Origin of the sequence: Nocardia asteroides, from assembly GCF_900637185.1 — a bacterium.
Taxonomy (GTDB): domain Bacteria; phylum Actinomycetota; class Actinomycetes; order Mycobacteriales; family Mycobacteriaceae; genus Nocardia; species Nocardia asteroides.
In genome coordinates this window covers 705,411-728,389 of record NZ_LR134352.1, presented here as the reverse complement: position 1 = coordinate 728,389, position 22,979 = coordinate 705,411, and the positions used below count along the sequence as shown (strand labels likewise).

The 22,979-nt window shown below is 68.0% G+C and carries 22 protein-coding genes; 11 read left to right on the top strand and 11 right to left on the bottom strand.

Translation table 11 applies throughout. From position 1 onward, the window contains the following. Nucleotides 1-3: 3 nt before the first annotated feature. The 5 genes from EL493_RS03565 to EL493_RS03545 all read right to left on the bottom strand — a co-directional run bounded on the left by EL493_RS03565 (nucleotide 4) and on the right by EL493_RS03545 (nucleotide 5,715). Nucleotides 4-870, bottom strand: a complete 867-nt coding sequence (locus EL493_RS03565; RefSeq protein WP_019050086.1) for a carbohydrate ABC transporter permease — start codon at nucleotides 868-870, stop codon at nucleotides 4-6. Further along, nucleotides 867-1,859 (bottom strand): carbohydrate ABC transporter permease, encoded by a 993-nt coding sequence (locus EL493_RS03560; protein WP_081723042.1) that lies wholly within the window; start codon nucleotides 1,857-1,859, stop codon nucleotides 867-869. Before EL493_RS03560 ends, EL493_RS03565 begins: the two co-directional genes overlap by 4 nt. Nucleotides 1,860-1,940: 81 nt before the next feature. Beyond that, nucleotides 1,941-2,825: a L,D-transpeptidase gene (locus EL493_RS03555; RefSeq protein ID WP_022565939.1), complete on the bottom strand. Its 885-nt coding sequence runs from the start codon at nucleotides 2,823-2,825 to the stop codon at nucleotides 1,941-1,943. 302 nt (nucleotides 2,826-3,127) lie between these two features. Next, entirely contained in the window at nucleotides 3,128-4,462 is a 1,335-nt protein-coding gene (locus tag EL493_RS03550; RefSeq protein ID WP_019050083.1) for a cytochrome P450, read from the bottom strand. 41 nt (nucleotides 4,463-4,503) lie between these two features. Further along, nucleotides 4,504-5,715, bottom strand: a complete 1,212-nt coding sequence (locus EL493_RS03545; protein WP_019050082.1) for a serine hydrolase domain-containing protein — start codon at nucleotides 5,713-5,715, stop codon at nucleotides 4,504-4,506. Nucleotides 5,716-5,906: 191 nt separating this feature from the next. Here EL493_RS03545 and lppU point away from each other — a divergent pair, with 191 nt between their 5' ends. Both lppU and EL493_RS03535 read left to right on the top strand, forming a co-directional pair. Then, nucleotides 5,907-6,539: an LppU family putative lipoprotein gene (gene lppU / locus EL493_RS03540; protein WP_019050081.1), complete on the top strand. Its 633-nt coding sequence runs from the start codon at nucleotides 5,907-5,909 to the stop codon at nucleotides 6,537-6,539. Between the two features lie 38 nt (nucleotides 6,540-6,577). Then, a complete protein-coding gene (locus EL493_RS03535) occupies nucleotides 6,578-8,029 on the top strand; it encodes an MFS transporter (protein ID WP_019050080.1) in 1,452 nt (483 codons plus the stop codon). 45 nt (nucleotides 8,030-8,074) lie between these two features. On the opposite strand, the gene EL493_RS03530 is transcribed toward EL493_RS03535, so the two are convergent. Then, nucleotides 8,075-8,749, bottom strand: coding sequence for a chymotrypsin family serine protease (locus EL493_RS03530; protein WP_019050079.1), 675 nt, complete (start codon nucleotides 8,747-8,749; stop codon nucleotides 8,075-8,077). Nucleotides 8,750-9,211: 462 nt separating this feature from the next. Here EL493_RS03530 and EL493_RS03525 point away from each other — a divergent pair, with 462 nt between their 5' ends. The 9 genes from EL493_RS03525 (at nucleotide 9,212) to EL493_RS03485 (ending at nucleotide 18,735) form a co-directional block, all read left to right on the top strand. Beyond that, nucleotides 9,212-10,066, top strand: coding sequence for an MlaE family ABC transporter permease (locus tag EL493_RS03525; RefSeq protein ID WP_019050078.1), 855 nt, complete (start codon nucleotides 9,212-9,214; stop codon nucleotides 10,064-10,066). Between the two features lie 4 nt (nucleotides 10,067-10,070). Continuing rightward, complete coding sequence (locus EL493_RS03520; protein ID WP_022565941.1) at nucleotides 10,071-10,934, top strand: MlaE family ABC transporter permease; 864 nt, start codon at nucleotides 10,071-10,073, stop codon at nucleotides 10,932-10,934. A gap of 5 nt (nucleotides 10,935-10,939) precedes the next feature. Next, entirely contained in the window at nucleotides 10,940-12,454 is a 1,515-nt protein-coding gene (locus EL493_RS03515) for an MlaD family protein (protein ID WP_022565942.1), read from the top strand. Then, nucleotides 12,451-13,476 carry an MCE family protein gene (locus EL493_RS03510; protein WP_019050075.1) on the top strand — a complete coding sequence of 342 codons (1,026 nt, stop codon included), beginning with the start codon at nucleotides 12,451-12,453 and terminating at the stop codon, nucleotides 13,474-13,476. The genes EL493_RS03515 and EL493_RS03510 overlap by 4 nt, the downstream gene beginning before the upstream one ends. Then, nucleotides 13,473-14,468 carry an MCE family protein gene (locus tag EL493_RS03505; protein WP_019050074.1) on the top strand — a complete coding sequence of 332 codons (996 nt, stop codon included), beginning with the start codon at nucleotides 13,473-13,475 and terminating at the stop codon, nucleotides 14,466-14,468. The genes EL493_RS03510 and EL493_RS03505 overlap by 4 nt, the downstream gene beginning before the upstream one ends. Next, nucleotides 14,465-15,571, top strand: coding sequence for an MCE family protein (locus tag EL493_RS03500; protein ID WP_019050073.1), 1,107 nt, complete (start codon nucleotides 14,465-14,467; stop codon nucleotides 15,569-15,571). The genes EL493_RS03505 and EL493_RS03500 overlap by 4 nt, the downstream gene beginning before the upstream one ends. Before the next feature lie 8 nt (nucleotides 15,572-15,579). Next, entirely contained in the window at nucleotides 15,580-16,671 is a 1,092-nt protein-coding gene (locus EL493_RS03495; protein WP_019050072.1) for an MCE family protein, read from the top strand. Continuing rightward, nucleotides 16,668-17,846, top strand: coding sequence for an MlaD family protein (locus EL493_RS03490; RefSeq protein WP_019050071.1), 1,179 nt, complete (start codon nucleotides 16,668-16,670; stop codon nucleotides 17,844-17,846). The genes EL493_RS03495 and EL493_RS03490 overlap by 4 nt, the downstream gene beginning before the upstream one ends. 130 nt (nucleotides 17,847-17,976) lie before the next feature. Next, nucleotides 17,977-18,735 carry a hypothetical protein gene (locus EL493_RS03485; protein ID WP_019050070.1) on the top strand — a complete coding sequence of 253 codons (759 nt, stop codon included), beginning with the start codon at nucleotides 17,977-17,979 and terminating at the stop codon, nucleotides 18,733-18,735. Nucleotides 18,736-18,825: 90 nt separating this feature from the next. Here EL493_RS03485 and EL493_RS03480 read toward each other — a convergent pair whose 3' ends face one another. The 5 genes from EL493_RS03480 to EL493_RS03465 all read right to left on the bottom strand — a co-directional run bounded on the left by EL493_RS03480 (nucleotide 18,826) and on the right by EL493_RS03465 (nucleotide 22,903). Beyond that, a complete protein-coding gene (locus EL493_RS03480) occupies nucleotides 18,826-19,347 on the bottom strand; it encodes a ribonuclease H family protein (protein WP_022565943.1) in 522 nt (173 codons plus the stop codon). A gap of 10 nt (nucleotides 19,348-19,357) precedes the next feature. Continuing rightward, nucleotides 19,358-19,831: an SRPBCC family protein gene (locus EL493_RS03475; RefSeq protein ID WP_019050068.1), complete on the bottom strand. Its 474-nt coding sequence runs from the start codon at nucleotides 19,829-19,831 to the stop codon at nucleotides 19,358-19,360. A gap of 68 nt (nucleotides 19,832-19,899) precedes the next feature. Then, nucleotides 19,900-21,105, bottom strand: a complete 1,206-nt coding sequence (gene lhgO / locus EL493_RS32885) for an L-2-hydroxyglutarate oxidase (protein ID WP_019050067.1) — start codon at nucleotides 21,103-21,105, stop codon at nucleotides 19,900-19,902. Then, the gene (locus EL493_RS32880) at nucleotides 21,102-21,779 is read right to left on the bottom strand and encodes a hypothetical protein (RefSeq protein WP_019050066.1); all 678 of its coding nucleotides are present in this window, start codon (nucleotides 21,777-21,779) and stop codon (nucleotides 21,102-21,104) included. Before EL493_RS32880 ends, lhgO begins: the two co-directional genes overlap by 4 nt. A 332-nt stretch (nucleotides 21,780-22,111) precedes the next feature. Further along, nucleotides 22,112-22,903 (bottom strand): TIGR03084 family metal-binding protein, encoded by a 792-nt coding sequence (locus EL493_RS03465; protein ID WP_019050065.1) that lies wholly within the window; start codon nucleotides 22,901-22,903, stop codon nucleotides 22,112-22,114. Between the last annotated feature and the right edge of the window lie 76 nt (nucleotides 22,904-22,979).

Below are 22,979 nucleotides of genomic sequence, written 5' to 3'. Positions count from 1 at the left end.
GAATCAGCCCTTGACCGCACCGGAGGTGAGGCCCTTGATCATGTGGCGTTGCAGGGCGAGGAACACGACGAGGATCGGCAGCATCGTCAGCACGGTGCCCGCCATCACCGGCCCCCAGTTGGTGACCGAGGGATTCTCGGTGTTCTGCAGCAGGGTCAGGCCCACCGGCAGCGTGGCGACCTCGGCGGAGTCGGCCATCAGGAACGGCCACAGGTATTCGTTCCACTCGTTGACCAGCGTGACCACCGCGAACGCCACCATCGTCGGACCCGACATCGGCAGCACCACCCTGGTCAGCAGCCGCCACCAGTTGGCGCCGTCCATCCGGGCCGCCTCGATGACCTCACCGGGCAGCGACAGGAAGTGGTTGCGCATCAGGAAGGTGCCGAAGGCCACCCCGCACAGCGGGATGATGATGCCCTGGAAGGTGTTGCGCCAGCCCAGCTGCGCGACGAGCGCGTAGTTGGAGATGACGGTGATCTGGTTGGGCACCATCAGCGCGGCGATGATCACCAGGAACACGATGTTCTTGCCGGGGAACCGCAGGAACACCAGCCCGTAGGCGCTGAACACACCGAGCGCGAACTTCACCGCCGACACCACCCCGGTGACGATCAGCGAGTTGCGCAGGAAGGTCCAGAACGGCACCGTGGTGGTGGCCTGGCCGTAGTTCTCCGGATGCCAGCTGCGCGGCCAGTACACCGCGGGCTGGGTGTAGATGTCGGGGCGGTCCTTGACCGAGGTGATCAGGATCCAGAACAGCGGGACGCCGATCAGGATCAGCACGCACACCATCGCGGCGTAGCCGAGGGCGGTGACCGCGCGTTCCCGGCGCCGGTACGAGAGCGTGGCCGGGCCTATGTGTCTCATCGTTCGCCCCGATCCATCACGCGGACCTGGATCAGGGTCACCACCAGCAGCACCGCGAACATGATGGTGGCGACGGTGGCGCCGTAGCCCGCCCGGAAATTGCGGAACGACTCCTCGTACACCTGGAAGACCATGGTGGTCGTGCCGTTGCCGAGCGGCCCGCCGCGGGTCATCACATTGATGATGTCGAAGACTTGCAGCGAGTTGAGCAGTACCGTGATCGAGAGAAAGAATGTCGTCGGGCGCAATTGCGGCAGAAGCACTTTCGTGAAAGTGGTCCAGCGGCTCGCGCCGTCCATTTCGGCGGCTTCCATCAACTCGGCGTGTACGCCCTGCAGCGCGGCCAGATAGATGACGAAGGTATATCCGAGGTTCTTCCAGATGTAAGTGATCGTCACCATGAACAGCGCCCAGTGCGGGTCCTGGTAGAAATCCGGAACGCGCTCGACGCCGACGCGGTGCAGTACATCCTGGACCAAGCCGAAACTCGGATCGAAGATGAATTGGAACGCCACGCCGATCGCCGCGCCGGAGATCACGAACGGCGCGAATATGGCGGACCGAACCACATTGCGCCCGAAGAGTTTTCGGTCGAGCAGCAGGGCCAGCGCGAGGCCGAGCGCCATGCTCACCACCACGGCCGCGACGGTGAAGATCACCGTGTTGCCGACGACCTTCCAGGAATCGTCGCGCTGCCACCACTCGACGTAGTTGTCGAAACCGATTCCGGTGGCGACGGGATCGGCGATGTTCCAGTCGGTGAACGACAGCCGGATGTTGTCGGCCAGCGGCCGGTAGACGAACAGCGCCAGCAGCGCCAGATTCGGCACGACCAGGACGAGGAACAGCGCATAGTCCTGCCACGGGCGGTTTTTCAGCCCGCGGCCGCGTGGTGCGGGGAGGACCCGCTCTGGACTGCTTCGCACCGCGGCAGCTTTACGGCGCACGGCGAACTGTCGGTTAACCTCGGCCGCCGATCTTCTGAACATCGGGCGCACAAGGCCGAGTACAGCAAAAAGCCGAACAACACGACCGCGATTGATCGTATTGTTCGGCTTTTGTTCAGTGGATCAGTTCCAGTCGCCCAGTCCGTCACCGGCACTCAGGGTGCCGCCCTGGGTGTTGGAGATGATCACGGCGTCGCCGCGGCGCGAGTTCTCCAGGAACCACTTGGCGTTCTCGGTGCTCACGTTCAGGCAGCCGTGGCTGGCGTTGGAGTAGCCCTGCTGGCCCACCGACCACGGCGCGGCGTGCACGAAGATGCCGCTGTTGGAGATGCGGGTCGCGTACTCGACCTCGAGCTTGTAGCCCTCGGGGTCGGTGACCGGCACGCCGTAGGTGGAGGAGTCCATGGTCATCTTCTCGAACCGCTCGCCCACGATGTAGGTGCCGTTCGGGGTCTCGTGGCCCGGCTTGCCCAGCGAGGTGGGCATCTCCTTGACGACCTCACCGTTGACGGTGACGGTGATCATCTTGGTGTTGTCGTCGACGGTGGCGACGAAGGCGTCGCCGATGCGGAACGCGCTGGTGGTGCCGCCTGCCACGACGGTCACGTCGGTGTTGGCGGGCCAGAACTCGTTCGGCTTCCAGCGCACCTGCTTCTCGCCGGTCCAGTAGAAGTGGCCGGGCGCGGCCTGGCTCGAGGTGACCTTGATGGCCTTCTCGGCGGCGGCGCGGTCGGCGACCGGCTCCTTGAACGTGATGATGATCGGCTGCGCGACGCCGACGGTCTCGCCGTCGGCGATGTTGATGTTCGGCGGCGCGAAGGGAGCCTGCGGGGCGGGCTCGTTCACCGCGGGCTGGCTGGAACCGGAGCCCGGGAGGGCCGGCTGGGCCTGCGCGGGCACGACGACCAGTGCGCCTGCCGCCGCGAACGCTGCCGACAGCAGCAGGCCCCGGCGAAGCCAGCGCGATTGCTGCATATTTGCCTCGTAGTGCATAGGTTTCTCGTCCATTCCATCTCTCGTTCCGCGTGCGCGGCCCGAGATCTTCGTGATTGACGCGGAGTCCGCAACGGGTCTCCACGGGGTAACGACGCCCCGACCCTGACCGTCCATTCCTACCCGCCCGAGGTGACACCGTGCCAGCCGCGCCGAACGCTGATAACGGCCCGGCAACTCTGTGCGCTGGGTCACATAACGCGCTGTTATACACGGGCTTTCGTCAAACGCCGCGCTCACAGCGGCGAGTCGCCGACGGTGACATCGCACGCGGTCGAAACACCACGGTGTAAGCCTCAAACCTGGGGTGACCGAAATCACGCCGTCCGTGTGAAGTGGATCGCCCGATCCGGGGCCGTGGCCAGGTTGCTCGGGACGCTGCGAGGGCGGGCGCCCAGGGCGAGCGCGGGATCCAAAGACAGGCGGACCTCGGTCAATACGGTTGCCAGCACGATGCGGAGTTCGTACTCGGCCAGGGTCGCTCCGATGCAGCGGCGGTGCCCGCCGCCGAACGGGGCGTAGTCGAACGGGGAGACCTTGCGGTCCAGGAAGCGGTCGGGGTGGAACAGCTGGGGCGCGGGCCAGGTCTCGGGGCGGCTGTGCAGCACGCCGACGGCGAGGCCGATCGTCTGGCCCGCGGTCAGGTCGAGCCCGCGCCAGTGCCACGGGCCGGTGAGGGTGCGCAGCACGATCGGGACGGCGGGGTGCAGCCGCAGGGTCTCCTGGCAGACCGCGCCGAGCAGGGGCAGCGCGGCCTGGTCGGCGGGGTCGGCGCGCGCGGCCGACAGTTCGGTGGTGAGCCGGTCGAGCAGGCCGGGTTCGCGGTGCACGTGATACAGCGCCCAGGTGAGGGTGGTCGCGGTGGTCTCGTGGCCTGCCACGAGCAGGGTGCGCAGCTGTTCGCAGAGTTCGGTGTCGGTGAGGGCGGTGCCGTCGTCGTAGCGGAGGTCGAGCAGCAGATCGAGCAGGTCGGCGGACGCCGTGCGCGGCTCGGCGCGTCTGCGGGCGACCTCGGTCAGCAGCATCCGGTCCAGCCGGTTTCTGGCCGCGGCGAATCGTGCCCACGGACCGAAACCGCCCATGTTCCTGCGTAAGACGGGCGCAGCGAGAAGCGGGGTGGTGAAGGTGGCGAGGAAATCGGTGACGGCCCCGGCGTATTCGGGCGCGCGATCGGTGTCGGCGCCGAACATCGCGGCCAGGATGACGCGCAGGGTGATGGCGTGCGCCGCCGCGAGCGCATCGAACGGGCGCCCGAGCTGCCAGGAAGACGTTGGGCCGCTGCCGTTTTCGATCTCGCGCAGAGTGGCGTTGCGGATCACCGGTGCCAGTGCGCGCACCCGCTGCGCGTGCAGGGCGGGGGCGAGCACCGCGCGGTCGGTGCGATGGCGCGTACCAGCGGAGAGGATGAGCGAGGCCGCGCCGACCATCGGCTCGATCGGGTTCGGCCGCGGTGGCTCGACCAGGGGCACCGGCGCGCGGAACAGTTCCCGCGCGCCCTCGGGCGTCCCGGTGAACAGCACGGGCGGGAAGCCGGGGAAGCCCACCGCGAACGGATCACCACCACCGGCGCGTCGACGCAGGTAGCCGTCGAAATCGCGGGCCGCGGCCAGGCCGTGCAGCAGCGACAGGCGGGGCGGGTTGGGCGCTGTCATGTCCGTTGGTACGGCGCGCGCCGGTGGCCGGTTCGAATCGGCTAGCTCTGCTCGGCCGCCCGTAGCCGGCGCACCGTGCCCTGCGCGATGGCCGAGAGTTTGGCCAGTCGCGCGTCGCCGAGCGCGGTCACCGCGTTGCCGAGCCGGTTGGTGACGAACGCGATCGACATCCGCAGGCCCGGGTCGGCGTAGGCGCCGGAACCACCGATGCCGTAGTGGCCGAACGCGTGCCGGGGCTGCTGCTTGGTCATCAGCACCGGCCGGTGATAGCCGAGGGTGAAACGCAGGGGCAGGCCGAGGACGTAGTCGCGGCTGTCGCTCTGCTGGGTCCGGTTGGCGGCCTCGATCGTCTCCGGCCGCAGGAACCGCACGGTGGGATCACCCTGCGCGGGGCGATGTTCGGCATCGGCGGCGTAGACGACGCCGTCGTTGGCCAGCGCGCCGTACATCCTGGCCAGGGCGCGCGCGGAGAAGACGCCGTTCCAGCCGGGCATCACCGCGTCGTGCACGCGCGGGTCGCGGACGAGTTCGTCGAAGCTCTCCGGCATGCCCGCCTCGGCCAGCCCGCGCGCCGGCCGCACCCACGACAGCACCGAGGACGCGGTGTTCCACCGGATCCCCGGCGGCGCCAGATGCGGGAAGATCTTCGCGATCCGGTGTCGTTGCGCGGCGGGCACCTGGAACCAGAACTCGTCGGTGCCCAAGGGCTCGGCCACTTCTCGCCGCAACACCGTGGTGAACGGTTCGCCGGTGACCCGCTGCACGATCTCGGCGACCAGCCACCCGAAGGTGATCGCGTGATAGCCCGAGGACCGGATGCGGCGCGGGTCGGCGGGGCTCTCGGCCAGCGCGGTCACCACCGCGCCGTAGTCGAGGATGCCCTCGCGGCCCGGCACCAGCCCGCGGACCCGGTGCAACCCGGCCCGATGCGAGAGCACGTCGCGGACGGTGATGTCGTGCTTGCCGTGCGCGGCGAACTCCGGCCAGTACCGCGCCACCGGCGCCTCGTAATCGATCAGCCCGCGCTCGGCCAGCCGGTGCACGACCGTGGCCGCGACACCCTTGCCGGTGGAGAAGGTGAGGGCGACGTTCTCGCCGTTCCAGCGCTGATCCTTGGCGGCCCAGCCGGCCCAGATGTCGACGACCGGCCTGCCGTCCAGATAGATGGCCAGCGCGCCGCCGCCCCGGCTCGGCTGCGGGAACAGACCGAAGAAATGGTCGGCGAGCCGGATGAATCGGGGGTCGACCAGCATTTGGCGCGGCGCCGCGAGCGGCGTGCCGCCGGGACGGGTCAGGGGGCCGAAATCTCCCGCCGTTGCTGCCACCATCGGGTTCACCTCCTGATGCAGGTTCGGCCGGGGGGCCGGAATCCCAAGGGTAACCCAGCTACCCGGCTACCGGGATCGAGTCGACGCCGGTGGCTCCGGTGGTGTATTCACAGTAGGTGTTTGCAGACCTGTCCATCGGCCGGCTCGTCGGCGCGGCCGCCATCGCCGTGACGGCATTCGTCGCGTCCGGATGCGGTGGCACCATCGATGGCCACGCTCAGCCCGCGATCGAGGTCGTCCCGGCGACCGGTAACCCCGGGCCCACCACCAAGCCGGGCAAACCGACCTCGGGCAAGCCGACGCCGAGCAAACCGGCGCAGACCTCGACCCGCGGCGGCAACACCGACTTCCAGGCCAACGTCGGCGACTGCGTCGCGCTGGGCGGCACCGTCAACGACGCCACCATCGACAAGGCGTCCTGCGGCAGCCGCTCGTCGAACTACAAGGTCATCGGCAAGGCCAAGAACAGCTCCGGCTGCGTCAGCGACCGCGACAACTTCTACGCCGAGACCCTCAACGGCATCGAGACCGGCGCGCTCTGCCTGGACATCGACTGGGTGGTCGGCGGCTGCATGGACGTCGGCGGCGACGAGCCCAAACGCATCGAATGCGGTGAGGGCGGCTCGGAGCCGGTCAAGGTCGTCACGATCAAGAACGGCACCGACAGCGTCGACGACTGCCCCGACGCGGCCGACTCCGGGTTCAAGTATCCCGAGCGCAAGGTCGTCGTCTGCGTGCAGAGCCTGTAGTTCCGCGAACCGGCGCCGCGGGGCGCTAGTTTGGGGAGGTGCCCCCGAATCGGACGGTCCGGCTCCACTCGGCCACTGGCCGGTGGATTCTGCTGGCCACCATTCTCGGCTCGTCGATGGCGTCGCTGGACGCCACCGTCGTCTCGGTCGCGTTGCCGCGCATCGGCGAGTCGCTGCACACCGACGTCGCCGGGCTGCAGTGGACCGTCAACGGCTACACGCTGACCCTGGCCTCGTTCATCCTGCTCGGCGGCTCGCTCGGTGACCGGCTGGGCCGCAGGCGCGTGTTCGTCTGGGGGATCGTCGGATTCGCGATCACCTCGCTGCTGTGCGCGGTCGCGGTGAACATCGAGATGCTGGTCGTGGCGCGGCTGCTGCAGGGGGTGGCGGGCGCGCTGCTCACCCCGGGCAGCCTGGCGCTGATCTCGGCGTCCATCGACGAGCGCGACCAGGGCAGCGCGATCGGCCTGTGGTCGGGTCTGGGCGGGGTGGCGGGCGCGTTCGGGCCGCTGCTCGGCGGCGGCCTGATCGACCTGGTCGGCTGGCGGGCGATCTTCCTGCTCAACGTGCCGCTGGCGCTGCTCGTCGCGGTGGTGGCGACGAAGTGGGTGCCGGAGAGCCGCGATCCCGACGCGCCGTCGCGTATCGATGTGCCGGGTGCGGTGATCGTCGCCGTCGCGCTCGGCGCGCTCACGCTGGGGCTGATCGAGGGGCAGGTGGCCCTGATCGGCGTCGGTCTGGTGGCGCTGGCGGTGTTCGTCGTGGTGGAACTGCGCAGCGCGAATCCGCTGGTGCCGCCCACGCTGTTCGGCTCGCGCGTGTTCACCGCCGCGAACCTGGTGACCTTCTTCGTCTACGCCGCGCTGGGCGGCGTGTTCTTCCTGCTGGTGCTGCAGTTGCAGCTGGTCTCGGGGTATTCGCCGATGGCCTCGGGCGCGGCGAGTCTGCCGGTGACGCTGCTGATGCTGGTGCTGTCCGCGCCGGCCGGGCGCTGGGCGCAGCGGCACGGACCGCGGATCCCGATGACCGTGGGCCCGCTGCTCGCCGCGGGCGGCGTCTTCGCGCTGCACCGGATCGGGCCCGACGCGAACTACCTCACCGAGGTGCTGCCGGGCGTGCTGATCTTCGGGCTCGGATTGTCGGTGATGGTGGCTCCGCTGACCGGCGCGGTGCTGGCGGCGGTGCCGGTGGCCGACGCGGGCATCGCGTCCGGGGTGAACAACGCCGTCGCCAGGACGGCCCAGCTGCTGGCCGTCGCGGCACTGCCCGGACTGGCCGGCCTGTCCGGCGCCTTCGACGACCCGGTCGCCTTCGCCGCAGGCTTCGACACCGCGATGCGCTGGTGTGCGGGATTGCTGCTGGTCGGCGCGGTGATCGCGGGTGTGCTGCTGCGGGTGCCGCGCCGGAAGCCGGAACCCGAGCGGGTCGACTGCCTGCCGCATTGCGCCGGCTCCGACGGTCCCGCGCTCGCCCCGGTCGTATCGAAATGAACGGGCCGGGTGGCTGCCCACCCGGCCCGTTCGGTATCCGGTGTCCTACACCGGGTGGAAGCCCGCGCCCACGCCGCCGCGGCCGTTGACGTCGTTCATGATCGCGCTCATGTTGGTGCCGACCTCGGGGCCGAAGCAGGCGACGGCCAGGTAGGCGTTCACCATGCCGACCAGGGTCGAGCCGACGACGACCGGTGCGCCGGAATCGCCTTCGACCACGCACATCTGCGACCAGGTCTCGGTATTGGTCTGGAAGACGTCGCCCCAGGTGATGCCGCAGGTGTTGCCGGTGGTCCGGCCTTCCTTGCAGACGATCGTCGGGAACTGGGCGGGCCCGCCGACGCCGGTGATGGTGACGTTGCCGATCCGGTTGACCGGGGTGATCCGGCCCGGGGTGAATTCGATGACCGCGTAGTCGAGTTCGTTGTTGCTGTAGGCGAACCGGCCGATCTCGCCGTAGCCGCGGTCCACCTCGGCGGTGACCGAGGCGCCCGCGTCGCCGCAGTGGCCCGCGGTCAGGCCGACGAGTCTGCCCGCGCCGTCGTGGCCGACCGTGGTGACGGTGCACTCGAACATGTTGTCGATGACGATCCCGGAGCCGCCGCCGATCACCGGCGGCCCTGGCTGTGCCTGCGAAGCGCCGGCGCCGGTGCCGAGAAGAGCTGCACCGAACGCGACGGCGAAGGCAGCGTTGGCCACCTTGGCGAGTGTGGTGAACATGTCCCTCCAGACGGTCGGAAGTCCGCACGATATCAATTCGGTCTGCCTATCGTCCCTGTATTCCGTCCCGGGCGCGCCTCGCCCGCGCCGCCTGGACTCGTGATAGCGGTTATCTATCAATGGAGTGATCAATTGTCCAGTTACGAGTTCGGTCTGTGATCTGATCGGATATTCGGAAGGGGGGTTCGTTATGAATGACAGTTTTCCGCAATATTTATTCGCCGCGACCGCCGGTACTGGGAATCCCTGTCGAAAACGACATCCCGCGCAATCGTCGATGCCGCCACAATTACGGGCTGTATGGTCCGTCGTGGCAGGACTCATTGCAGTTTCCGACCGTGACCTCTGTCTATGACGCCGCTCACATGTCGGTGGTGTGTTCTGCGCTACTCCGTAGTAAGGTGCGTCAAGCAAACAAGTCGTCGGGGTGTTGATGACCTGGCGTCGAGAGGGGTATTAGCAGTGCAGTCGACCGAGAGTCCGCCCGCCCGTTCACGCGTCAGTGAAGCTGTCGACCGGACCAAGGGCCTTTGGGACGACCATCCGAAGAAGTCCCTCGAGACGTTCGGCCGACAGATCACGATGGGTGTCGAGGCGATCACGGAGCTGATCGTCGCGATCTTCCGCAGGCGCTTCCCCTTCGACGAGTTCGTCCGCCAGTGCGCGTTCATGGCCAATGTCGCCGCCGCGCCCACCCTGCTCGTCGCCATCCCGATCGCGGTGATCGTGTCCATCCAGGTCGGCGCCGTCGCCGGTCAGGTCGGCGCGACCTCGTTCATCGGCGCGGCCAACGGCCTGGGCATCATCCAGCAGGGCGCGCCCCTGGTCACCTCGATCATGATCGCCGGCGCGGTCGGTTCGGCCGTGTGCGCCGACCTCGGCTCCCGCACGATCCGCGAGGAGATCGACGCGATGAAGGTGATGGGCGTCGATCCGTTGCGCAGGCTGGTCGCCCCCCGGCTCGGCGCCGCGATGATCGTCAGCTTCCTGCTGTGCGGCTTCGTCGTCTTCGTCGGTTTCATCACCGGCTACATGTTCAACATCTTCGCCCAGGCGGGCACGCCCGGTTCGTACATGAGCACCTTCGCCTCGTTCGCGGTCACCCGCGACCTCGCGGTGGCGCTGCTCAAGTCGGTGATCTTCGGCATCATCGCGGCGGTCATCGCCTGCGACTCGGGCCTGAACGCCCGCGGCGGCCCCGGCGGCGTCGCGAACGCGGTGAACTCGGCGGTGGTGAGCTCCATGGTCATGTTGCTCGGCGTCAACGTCGCGATCACCCAGATCTACGCCGCGGTCTTCCCCCCACAGGTGGTCTGAGCCAATGTCATCAACGTACGTACCTCCGCTGCTGCGGCCGCTGCGCCAGCTCCAGGCGGTGGGCAGGGCGCCCATCGACATGCTCGCCCGGCTCGGCCACCAGGTCTTCTTCTTCCTGCGCTCCGTCGGCTCGATCCCGCTGGCGTTCAAGCAGTACCCCAAGGAGATCTGGCGCCTGCTCTCCGACGTCACGTGGGGTAACGGCAACATCGTCGTCGGTGGCGGCACCATCGGCGTCATCCTGATCATCAGCGCCTTCGGCGGCATGACGGTGGCCATCCAGGGCCACACCTCGCTGAACCTGCTCGGCCTCAGCCCGATCACCGGCGCCATCTCGGCCTTCGCCACCACCCGTGAGCTCGGCCCGCTGCTGGCGGCACTGGCCTTCGCGGCACAGGCGGGCTGTCGATTCACCGCCCAGCTCGGCGCCATGCGCATCTCCGAGGAGATCGACGCGCTCGACTCGATCGCCATCCGCCCGCTGCCGTACCTGGTCAGCACCCGGATGATGGCCGCGGTCATCGCGATCGTGCCGCTGTACTGCATCGGCCTGGTGATGGCCTACATCTCCTGCTCGGTCACGGTGCAATTGATCGGCGGTACCGCGGCGGGTACCTACTCGCACTACTTCTATCAATTCCTGGTGCCGACCGACGTGCTGTACTCGCTGCTCAAAGCGGTCGTGTTCGTCATGATCACCACGTTCATCCAGTGCTACTACGGCTTCTTCGCCTCGGGTGGTCCCGAAGGCGTCGGCGTCGCGGCCGGCCGGGCGATCAAGATGTGCATCATCCTGGTCGTATTCGCCGACCTGTTCATGACATTGGCGATCTGGGGCGTCGACCCCGGTATCCGGATCTCGGGGTAGACGCGATGATCATCGATCCCAGTGGGCGCGGACCCACGATGAAGCAGCTGTACGTCGCCGGCGCCTGTGGCCTGGTGGTGTTCGCGCTGATCCTCGGCTTCCTGATGGCCAGGTACCAGGGCTACTTCGTGCCCAAGGTCAATGTGGCCGCGAACCTGTCGACCACCGGTGACGGTCTGCCCTCGGACGCCGACGTGAAGTTCCGCGGCGTGCTCGTCGGCGTCGTCAAGGACGTCGAGATCGTCGACAAGGGCACCGTCCAGAAGGTGAACATCGAGCTCAAGCCCGAGTTCGCCGGCGACATCCCGGCCAATGTCACCGCCCGCGTCGTGCCGAGCAACCTGTTCGCCGTCACCTCGGTGGAGCTGGTCTTCAACGGCGCGTCCAACCAGTACCTGCACGAGGGTTCGCAGATCCCGGAGGACACCAGCCAGGGCACGGTCGCGCTGCAGGACACGCTCACCACGGTGCGCGACATCCTCAACGAGGTCGACCCGGTGCAGCTGGGCCGCGTGCTCGGCACCCTCACCCAGGCGCTCGACGGTTCCGGCCGGGTGCCCGGTTCCACCATCCAGCGCCTGGACCACTGGCTGACCACGGTCGCCGACGCCGGTCCCAACCTGGGCGGCATGCTCGACAACTTCTCGGCCTCGGCCCGCGCGCTCAACGAGTCCGCGCCGGAGCTGCTCGACGTGCTCGGCTCCTCGGTGCAGACCGCGAACACCATCGCCACCAAGCGCGATCAGCTGATCGCGCTGCTGGCCGGTGCGAGCGCCACCACCGACCGGGTCAACGACCTGTTCGCGGCCAACCCGGACGTCGGCAAGGAGGTCACCGTCGGGATGAACGCGACCCTGGGCGCGCTGGCCGCCGACCCGGGCTCGATCACCAAGACCTTCGACGTGTTCGGCCCGTCGCTGGCGGCGCTGAACAGCACCATGCACGGTGGTCCGGCCAAGCAGATGGTCTGGAACGCGGGTCTGACCTTCACCCCGTACAAGCCCAACACCGTCGCGGACTGCCCGCGCTACGGCGACCTGCTCGGCCCGAGCTGCTTCACCGCGCCGTCCGAGGTGAGCCTGCCGCCGATGCCGGAGAGCGTGCGCCCGAAGGCACTCGCCTCGGCCGCCGGTCTGCCGCCGCTGGTCGCCATCCCGGGCATGCCCGCCATCCCGGGCCTGACCACGCCGGGCATCGCGCCGATGCAGACCGCCAACGGCACCGAGGTGAAGCCGTTCGCCGGCACGCCGCTCGAGGGCCTGGTCCCGCCGATCCAGCTGCCGGGCCTGCCCGGTCTGCTCGGTGGCGGCGCGCCCGCGCCCGCCGCGGGCCCCGCCGCCGCTCCGGCCGACGCGCCGCAGCCCGCGGTGGCACCGGCCGCCAAGCCGATCTCCTACCAGGGCGAAGCGGCGATGACTCAACTGCTGGGGCGTAAGCCGACGGCATCCGAATTCCTGCTGCTCGGTCCGATCATGAAGGGCGGAACCCTGCAAGTGTCCGAAAACGGGGGTGGCGCATGAGCATCCGCAAGCCACTGATCGGGTTCAGTATCTTCGCACTCGTTTCATTGCTGGTCATCGTGGTCGTCTGGAACACGCTGGCTCGCACGGTCGACGGAGACACCCGCAAGTACACCGCGATCTTCACCGATGTCCTGGGCCTGCGGCCCGGTGACGACGTCCGCATGGCCGGCGTGCGCGTCGGCAAGGTCGAGAAGATCGAGCTCGACGGCAAGAACGACGCCAAGGTCTCGTTCATCGTGCAGAGCGACCAGACGGTCTTCGACGACACCAAAGCCCTTGTCCGGTACCAGAACCTGATCGGTCAGCGCTATGTCGCGCTGACCCCGGGCGACGCGGCGAGCCCGCAGGCGCTGAAGAGCGGTTCGGTCATCCCGATCGACCGCACCGAGCCCTCGTTCGACATCTCCGCGCTGCTCAACGGTTTCCAGCCGCTGTTCCAGGCGCTGGAGCCGGCCGAGGTCAACGCCATGTCGGAGACGCTGATCCAGGCGCTGCAGGGTGACGGAGTCTCCCTCTCGTCCTTCATCGTCCAGGCCGCGCAGCTGGCCTCGGACTTCCAGCGTCGCGACGCGATCCTGTCCGACGTGATCACCAACCTGTCCGGCGTGATGGCCGGGTTGGCCAAGCGAGGGGACGAATTGGAGACCCTGATTACCCAGACCAGGGCGCTGATCGGCGGGCTCTACGACCAGGGACAGTCGCTGCAGGCATCAACGGCCACCCTGGCCGACGCCACGACCTCGCTGGTCAGCATGGTCGGCAAGATCCAGCCGCAGCTCTCGGCGGCGCAGAATTCCACCACCGCCGCGCTGAACCTGTTGCTCGCCAACGGCGCCAAGCTCGACCAGGCCGCCATCGACATGCCGTCGATGCTCGCCGACCTGGGCCGGATGACCTCCGAGGGCACCCACGCCAACGCCTACCTGTGTGGCCTGGACATCTCGCTCTACGGTGTGCTCTTCCCGCGCGGCCTGTTCAGCCAGATCGGTGGCACTTCGCACTCGGAGGTCTGCCGATGAGCAAGCTCAAGCGGACCTTCCTCGGCAACCGCAACTTCTGGCTCGGTGTGATCGGCTCGCTGGTCATCGTGCTGCTGCTGGTCGGGTCGACGGTCTATCAGTTCATCGGGATCGGCAGGCAGTCGATCGACGCGGAGTTCGTGCAGGCCGCGGGCATCAAGACCGGCGACAAGGTCGCGGTCTCGGGCGTGCAGGTCGGCACGGTGACCGGCGCCAAGATCGAGGGCGATCACGTGGTGGTCACCCTGGACGTGGACAAGTCGCTGAAGTTCGGCCCCGACGCGCACGCCGCGATCAAGATGGCCACGCTGCTCGGCGCGCGCTACGTGGACCTGCAGCCCGGCGACGGTTCGGGTCTGAAGGACAAGACCATCCCGCGCAGCAACACCGACGTGCCCTACAACATCGCCGACGTGGTGCAGGTGGGTACGCCGAAGTTCGAGGAACTCGACACCAAGAAGCTGGCCGCCTCGCTCAACACGATCAACAGCCAGCTCGGCGATTCGCCGGAGCTCGTCGCGCAGGCGCTCGACAGCGTCGGCGCGCTGGCCAAGGTCGTCGACCGGCGCAAGACCGAGGTCGACACCCTGCTCAAGGACCTCAACCGGGTCACCCAGCTGCTGGCCGACAACCGCAACAGCATCCTGCTGGTCATCACCCAGGGCGAGGCCATCGCCAACCGGGTGATGGAACGGCAGAACCTGCTGCGGCAGCTGCTCGACAACATCGCCACGCTGACCCGTCAGCTGGAGGAGATCGGCGCCGAGAACGGCAACCAGTTCGGCGGCACCATCGGCCAGCTGAACACGATGGCCGAGGGTCTGCAGAAGAACAAGGAGAACCTCGACCGGCTGCTGCAGATCGGTCAGCCCACCGCGCGCTACTTCAACAACGCGCTGGGCAACGGCAACTACGGTGACGTCTCGCTGCCATGGCTGTTCCCCGACAACTGGCTGTGCTTCGTTCAGGTGATTCAGGGGTGCGCAGGATGAAACTGACCTTCCGCCACGGAAAGACGCTGGCCCGATCGCTGATGATCGGCGCCACCGCGCTGACGCTGGGCAGCTGCTCGCTGCTGCCCGGTCAGGTCAACGACGCGCTCGGCATGTCGACCAAGATCACCGCGGATTTCGAGAACATCGCGGGCATGTACGAGGGCAACGACGTCATGGTCCTGGGCCTGGCCGTCGGCAAGGTCGACAAGATCGTGCCCAAGGGCACCTACGTCGAGGTCCACATGAGCATCGACGGCGGGGTCAAGATCCCCAAAGAAGCCATCGCCGCGATCATCTCGCCCTCGATCGTGACCGACCGCCACATCGAGATCACCCCGCCGTTCACCGGTGGGGAGTCGATGAAGTCCGGTGAGCACCTGCCCAAGGCGCGCACCCGCACCCCGGTCGAGCTGGACACGATGATCAAGACCATCGACCAGTTCTCCGCCTCGCTCAAGCCCGAAGACGGCTCCGAAGGCCTCGGCCCGCTCTCGGGTCGGGTGCTCTACCCGGTGCTCAACGGCAACGGCCAGAAGATCCGCGAAACCCTCGACGCCCTGTCGAGCGCCTTGAAGGTCGGTATCGACAACAAGGACGCGATCTCCAACATCATCATCAAGCTCAACGAGCTGACGACGATGCTGGCCGACAACGACCAGTCGGTGCGTGATTTCAGCAACCGGGTCACCGCGATGTCGGGTCTGCTCGCCGAGCAGGCGCCGGGTCTGCAGGCCACGCTGGATCAGCTCAACGCGTTCCTGGCCAACACCTCCACGATGTTCGGTGAGCACGCCGACGAGCTGTCGACCTCGCTGACCGGTCTGACCAATGTCACCAACCAGCTGCGCGCCAACTCCGGCGCGATGGTCGAGATCGTCGACATCGTGCCGCTGCTGATGCAGAACATCGACGGCGCCATGGACAAGGAACGCCGCTTCGTCCGCCTGCACGCCCTGATCGGCACCGCCCTCTCGGGCGAGATCGTCAGCGTGTTCTGTGAGCGGATCCAGATGCAGTCCGACGGTTGCCGCTCCGGGAACATGCAGGACTTCGGCCCCGACTACGGGCTCACCGCCGCACTCCTCGGACTCACGAAATGACGCGACGAATGACCAAGAAAGCCCGCCGCGCGCTGGTCGCCGCGGCCGCGACAGCCACGGTGGTGATCACCTCCGGGTGTGGATTCACCGTGGAGGATCTGCCGCTGCCCAAGCCGGGCGCCGAAGGCGACACCTACACGATCCACGCGCAGTTCGACAACGCGCTGAACCTGCCCGACCAGGCGAAGGTGAAGATCGGTGGCTCGGATGTGGGAGTGGTCTCCGACATCTCCACCAAGAACTTCCAGGCCGAGGTCGAGATGCAGATCGGCACCGACATCGTGCTGCCGCAGGGCAGCACCGCCGAACTGCGTCAGGCCACCCCGCTCGGTGACGTGTTCATCGCGCTGTCGCCGCCCAAGCCGGGCAGCCCCTCCGGGCCGCCGCTGCAGGACGGCGCCACCCTGACCCAGGAGTTCACCTCGGCGGGCGCCACCGTCGAGGAGCTGCTGATCTCGGTGTCCATGCTGTTCAACGGTGGCGGTGTGGCCAGCCTCAGCCGGCTCGGCACCGAGCTCGGCTCGATCCTGAACGGGCAGGGCGGCAACCTGTCGCACCTGATCTACGAGATGACCGGCGTCATCGGCGAACTGAACAACAACAGCGCCAAGGTCGATACGGTGCTCACCGAGTTCAACACGCTGGCCAACACCATCGAGAACAACAAGAACGAGCTGGGTCAGGTGGCCGACACGCTGCCGCAGGCCATCGGCGCGATCGCCGAGAACAACCGGGCGATCGGTGACCTGCTCACCAAGGTGGCCACGGCCAGCGCCGCGCTCGGCGACTACTCCAACACCACCGGTGACCAGCTCTCCGAGCTGCTGACCAACCTGAACAACCTGATGAACGCGCTGGCCGCGACCGGCGACGATTTCGGCTACGTGCTCGATCAGCTGCACGCGATCCGGCCCGGCGCCAACGCCACTTTCCAGGGCAAGTCGCTGGCGCCGTACGCGACGCTGACCAACCTCGACATCGGGTTGCTCACCGATCCGGCGAACAGCAAGTTCCCCGATCTGAAGGACGTGAACGACTTCGTCGGCACGTTCATCCAGGTGCTGCAGATCGTGCAGGGCCGAGTGGGAGGTCACCGATGAGCAAGGCGAAGAAGTTCTTCGGTAACAAGATCCTGCTGGCGAACACCGCCCTGGTCCTGGTGCTGATCGTCGGCGCGACGTACCTGCTGGTCAACGTGATGCGGGTGAACCCGCTGCGGTCCGAGTACGAGGTGACGGTGAACCTGGACCGCTCGGGCGGTCTGCAGCCGGGCAACGACGTGACCCTGCGCGGCCACCGGATCGGCAAGGTCACCTCGGTCGAGCTGATCGACCAGGGTCAGGCGATCGCGGCCAAGGCCTCGATCGACAAGAGCTACAAGATCCCGGTGGACACCACCATCCAGGTCGCGGCGCTCTCGGCCGCGGGCGAGCAGTACATCGACTTCCGTCCGAAGAGCGATGTGGGCCCGTTCCTCGGCGACGGCGCGGTGATCGACTACAACCCGGAGCAGATCAAGACCCCCGTTCCGGTGTGGGCCGTCCTCGACGACACCAGCGCGCTGATCTCGCAGGTGAACCCGCAGCAGTTCAAGACCATCCTGAACGAGCTCGACATCGCGCTCGGCGGCGGTCCGGATCAGCTGCGTGGCCTGGTCAACGGTGTCAGCCTGGCCGTGGCCGGACTGGACAACCTGCTGCCGCAGACGGTCAACCTGATCGCGAACCTGCGGGTGATCGCCGAGACCACCTCGCACGCGCAGCCGGATCTGCAGACCCTGACCAACAACTCGGGCATGCTGCTGACCCAGTTCAACAACGCCAACGCCGAACTGGTCAGCGTGCTGGACGACGCCCCCGCGCAGTTCGAGGCGCTGGGCGCGGTGCTGGACAAGACGGCTGATCCGATCAGCAGCCTGGCGGCCAACTTCGTCGCCATCACCAGGGCGGCGCAGCTGCGCACGCCGGCGCTGCGGCTGCTGTTCCCGTCGCTGGCGCTGGGTCTGGAGTCCATCGCGATTCCCGCCCACGACGGCGAGTTCCACACCGTCATCGACATCTGGCCCCGGCCGACCTGCTACTACGCGACCGAGTACCGACGCAATGAGGAAGTCCAGGACGGGTCCATCCCGAAGTGGAACTACTGCGTCAACCCGCCCGCCGACCAGCAGATCCGTGGTTCGGCCAACGCGCCGCGCCCGAACGTGCCGAACAACGGCGCGCTGATGCCGCCGGGCGTCGATCCGAACGAGCGGACACCCATCCCGGTGAACTGAGTAGCTGCCCGGCCCGGTGCTCGCGCATCGGACCGGGCATACTCGCTGGAGTAGAGCGTGTGGTCCGGCTCACGGACCCACGGACGAAATCGGTGCGATATGTGCGCCGGGAAAGAGCAGGATTGATTCGATGACCAGCGACGACGCCGAGAGCAAGAAGGACGCCGCGGCGGAAAAGCCCGATCTGGCCAAGGCTGACGCGACCGTGCAGGGCGCGGCGGCCACCCCCGAGCTGGATGCGCCGACCGTGAAGGCCGAGACCGTGACCGAGGCCGCCCCCGCGGCGCCCGCCTCGACCGGCAAATCGAGCTCGACGGGCTGGATCGCTGCTGGTGTGGCCGGTGTGGTCGCCCTGGGCGCGGCCACCGCGGCCGTGGTGTTCTTCCTGCAGAACAGTGACAAGTCGGACAAGCTCGACGCCATCGCCGATTCGACGAAGGCGGCCTGCGAGTACGGCAACATCCTCGCCAACTACGACTACTCCAAGGACCTGGACGGCTACATCGCCTCGATGAAGGCGGGCGCCACCGGCGACTACCTGAAGGAATTCAGCGACGCCAGCGACGCCCTCAAGGGCGCGATGGTCCAGGCCCAGGTGAAGTCGCGGGGCGAGGACGTGCAGTGCGCCTACGTCTCGGGCAGCACCGAGGACGTCAAGGCCATGGTCACCATGACCCAGTACCGGACCAACTTCACCCAGACCGAACCGGACCGGATGATGTTCGCCATCGAGATGACCCTCGAGAAGTCCGACGACGGCAAGTGGCTGGTCAGCAAGCTGGATTCGCCGCTGCTCAAGAACAGCAGCCAGGTGCCCGGCGGCGCTGCCCCCGGTCAGACGGTGCCGACGCCGCAGGCTCCGGCCCCCGCGCCGACGCCCGGCAACTGATCGACCGCGCTATCCGAACGCCGCCGGCGGCAGAGTGACTCTGCCGCCGGCGGCGTTTTCGTGCGGACCAACTCCGGTCGTGTCGACGCCTCAGAACAGGGTGAGTGTTCCGGAGGGCGCGGCCGGCTCGACCGGCTTCCCCGTGGTCCGCGGTCTGGTGGGTTCGGCGACCTGCGCCGGACGGGCGGCGACTTCGCGGGCGGCCGCGCCCGCCAATGTGTCGGCCTGTTCGTTGAAATAGTTACCGACGTGTCCGCGGACCCAGCGGAATCGCACCGGGCCTTCCCTGGACGCGATGGCCCGATCGATCTGCTTGATGATCTCGACGTTCTTCACCGCACCCCCGGTGGAGGTGCGCCAGCCGTTGCGCCGCCAGCCGGTGATCCACTCGGAGGCGCATTTGATGGCGTAGAGCGAGTCGCTCTCGATGAGCATCGGCTCGGCGCCGGGGTGGGCGAGGATGGCTTCCAGTACTGCGCGGAGCTCGGCGATCTGGTTGGTTCCGGTGGCCGCTCCCCCGCTGGCCGCCGGGCCCTGGTGGTTCACCCAGGCCCAGCCGATGGCACCACCGGGATTACGCAGGCAGGACCCGTCGGTGCTCACGATGATCATGACCGCCACCCTAGGCGATGCGGCCGACAAGATCGGTACCGTGGAATGCCTCTATCTCCCTTCGCAACCGCGACTCCGTGCGGCGCAGTGCCGATCGCGCGGCCGCGTCTACGAGGCCGTGGCACAGGCGGCCGAACACACCGCGTGGTGGTGGATAGTCGGCTTCGGAGGTCAGGACCGACCGTTCGTAGCCGAGTGGGTCGAACCGCAGTGTCACGGTTCCGTATACCCGCCCACGCAGGGTATACCCGATCACCGCGTTGCGCCGGTATTCGGTGATCTCGCAGGTGGTGCGCAACGGAATCACCCCGAACAAACGGACTTTCAGCGCGAAGGCGGCGCCGAGACCCCGGTCTGGGTCGCCGGTGGCCTCGATGCCGGAGACGCCGGTCATCCAGTGCGGAACGAAGCGGAAGTTCTCCGCGTAGGCGAAGGCGGCGTCGACGGGGGCGCCGACGTCACACGCATACCTGATGTGGCCCATCGGCCCTCCCTGATCACGGATGGGCTCAAAATTACTACAAATGTCCTCTTTATTTGCCGGAATGACGCTCAGAGCTGGTCGACCAGGTACTCCGCGATCGGCATCGCCGACGTCGCCGCTGGTGAGGGCGCGTTGAGCACGTGGATCGAGCGCGGTGTGCGCTCGATCAGGAAGTCGTGCACCAGCGTCCCGTCGCGCAGCACCGCCTGCGCGCGGATGCCCGCGCGGTGCGGCAGCAGGTCGGCCGTGGTCAGTTCCGGGCAGTACCGGCGGCATTCGGCCAGATAGCCGCGCTTGAACAGGGAATTGCGCAGCTCGCGGGCCCCGGTCCGGACATGGTCGCGGGCGACGCGGTGGAAGCCGGGGAAACCCAGTACGTCCAGCGCGTCCCGCGCGGTGACGCTGCCCTTGCGATAGCCCTCGCGCGACAGCCCGAGCACCGCGTTCGGCCCGACGGTCAGCTCGCCGTCGATGGTCGGGCTCAGGTGCACGCCGAGGAACGGCAGTGCCGGATCCGGCACCGGGTAGATGAGCGTGCGCACCAGGTCGGCGCGGGTCGCGGGCAGCCGGTAGTACTCGCCGCGGAACGGCACGATGCGGAAGTCGGTGTGGATTCCGGCCATTCGGGCCATCCGGTCGGCCTGCAAACCGGCGCAGACCACCAGCGTGTTCGCCGTGAACGAGCCCGCCGGGCCGGAAACGGTGACCGCCGAATCGGATTCGGCGATGGCCTCGATCCGGGTGCCGAGCGCGATCCGCCCGCCCATGGCCCGCACCTGCTCGGCGAGCGCGGCGGTGACCTTCGCGTAGTCGATGATCCCGGTCGCGGGTACGAACAGTGCGCCGACGCCGGTGATCCGGGGCTCGCGCCGGACCAGTTCGGCCGCGTCGATCGCCTCCACCTCGACACCGTTGGCGATGGACCGCTCGTAGAGGTCCAGCATCCGCGCGTGCTCGGCGGAATCCGTGGCGACCAGCAGTTTTCCGCACACCTCGAACGGAATGTCGTTGGCGGCGGCGAACTCCTTGGTCCAGCGCGCGCCGGCCCGGCACAGCCGGGCCTTCAAACTGTCGGGCGGATAGTAGATCCCGGAGTGGATGACCCCGCTGTTGTGGCCGGTCTGGTGGGCGCCGAGGCCGGCCTCCTTGTCCACCAGCACCAGGCTCGCGCCGGGGAACTTCGTCAACAGCCGATGGGCCGTCGCCACGCCGACGATGCCGCCGCCGAGCACGCAGAAGTCGTACGCACCGCGCCCGGTGCCGCCAGAACTCACACGCCGACGGTAGTCGGCGCTTCTTCGGCGGGCTCGGCGACCTGCTCGCCGGGGAGTTCGGTGTCCGCGGGCGCGGTCTCGTCCGGTGCGGTGGTGCCCGGCTTCTGCACCCGTTCGACCCGCAGCGTGTGGCTGCCGAGGCCGGGATCGGAGAGCACGAAGACCAGTTCGCCGCGGCGGGTGTCGAGTTCGGTGCGCAGCGCGGTCACGCCGGCCGGATCCACGGTGATACCGAGGTATTTCGACGCCATGGTCACCAGATTGGTGTCCACGGTGAGCGCGATCGTGTCGGTGCGCGCGGGCGCGACCTGGGCGCCGACGTAGGTGGTGCCGATCCGCACCCGGCCCGCCAGTGTCGAATCGTCCGGCGTCGCACCGACCCCGGACTGCTGGGTGGCCGCGGCCTGGGCCGTGCGCGGCTGCTCGGTCGCGAACGCCACGGTGACGATATCGGTGGTGAGCCGGGGTGTGCCCGGGTCGGCGAGCGCGGGCCGACGGAATCCGGGGACGGGTTCGGCGCCGGGCGCGGAAGCGCCGGAGCCCGATGGCGCGGTGGGTTCGGGCATGTGGTTGACGATGTAGGCGCCCGCGGCGAAGGTGAGGCAGAGACTGGCGGCGCCGGCGACGACGGTCGTGGCCAGGCGAGCGGTCTGAGCGGGTCGGCGTGCGGTCACGATGCGGTCCTTCCTGTGCCTGTGGGTGTACCCGAGGAGACGGGGCCCGCATCGTTGAAAGCCACGCGCTGATTCCACGGTACGGGGTGCTAGCTGTAGTTAGCACCGTCCGACCGGCGTGATCAGGACCACACTTGGACAAATGACCTATCGAAACAGGTCAGTACGGGAAACCGGGCACCGGTTGTTTCTCACACCCGGTGAGCGGGTATTCCCGGAAGGCAGGCGAGCGTCGTTCACGACTGCCACGGAGGTCAGCCCCCGGCCAATGAAGTCCGGGGCAGTCGGCACGGATGGCGCTCAGAGACTGGCGCTCGCCTGTGTTCCAAGAATCAGGCGAACTGTCCTGCTTCCCGGCCCGCTCCCGGTGGGCCGGCGAAGGCCTGGGCGATGGTGAGCCAGTGCTCGGCGTCGGGGCCCTCGGTGACCAGCGCGGCGTCGTCGCGATGCCTGCGCTGGGTGGTGAGCAGGCAGAAGTCCACCGCCGGGCCGCTCACGCGCTGTTTCGCGTCTTCCGGGCCCCAGGTCCACAGGCTGCCGTCGGGTGCGGTCAACTCCACCCGGAATTCCTCGGTGGGCCCCGACTGCCCGTGCACGGTGTAGGCGAAGTTGCGGGTGCGCACGCTGATGTGGGCGACGGTGCGCAGCCGGGCGGTCGGCGTGCGCTCCACACCCAGCGCGTCGGCGACGTCCTGACCGTGCGCCCAGGTCTCCATGATCCGGGCCGAGATCATCGACGCGGGGCTCATCGGCGGGCCGAACCAGGGCAGCTTGGTGCCCGCGGGCACGGCCGCCAGCGCGGCGATCAGCTCGGCACGGCCGGCGCGCCAGCGTTCCAGCAGTTCGGCCGGTGGGGTCCGCGCCACTTCCTCGGCGGCCTCGTCGACGAAGGTGAACATCTTCGGCGCGGCCTCGGCGAGCAGTTTCGCGAAGGTGTCGCCGTCGGTGGCGGCGAGCACGGAGACCTCGTCGGTCCAGGTCAGGTGGGCGATCTGGGTGGTGATGTCCCACCCGGGCGACGGGGTCGCGGTCTGCCACTGCGCGGGGGTCAGCGGTGCGACCAGACTTTCCAGATCCGCGCATTCGGCGGCGAAGTCGTCGAGGAGTGCTGCGAGGTCAGCCATCTGTTCCCTTGCCGATCGTGGCGCGACCCGGTACGGGTGCGCCTCGTCACCAAGAATCTCAGCGGGCCGAGAAAAA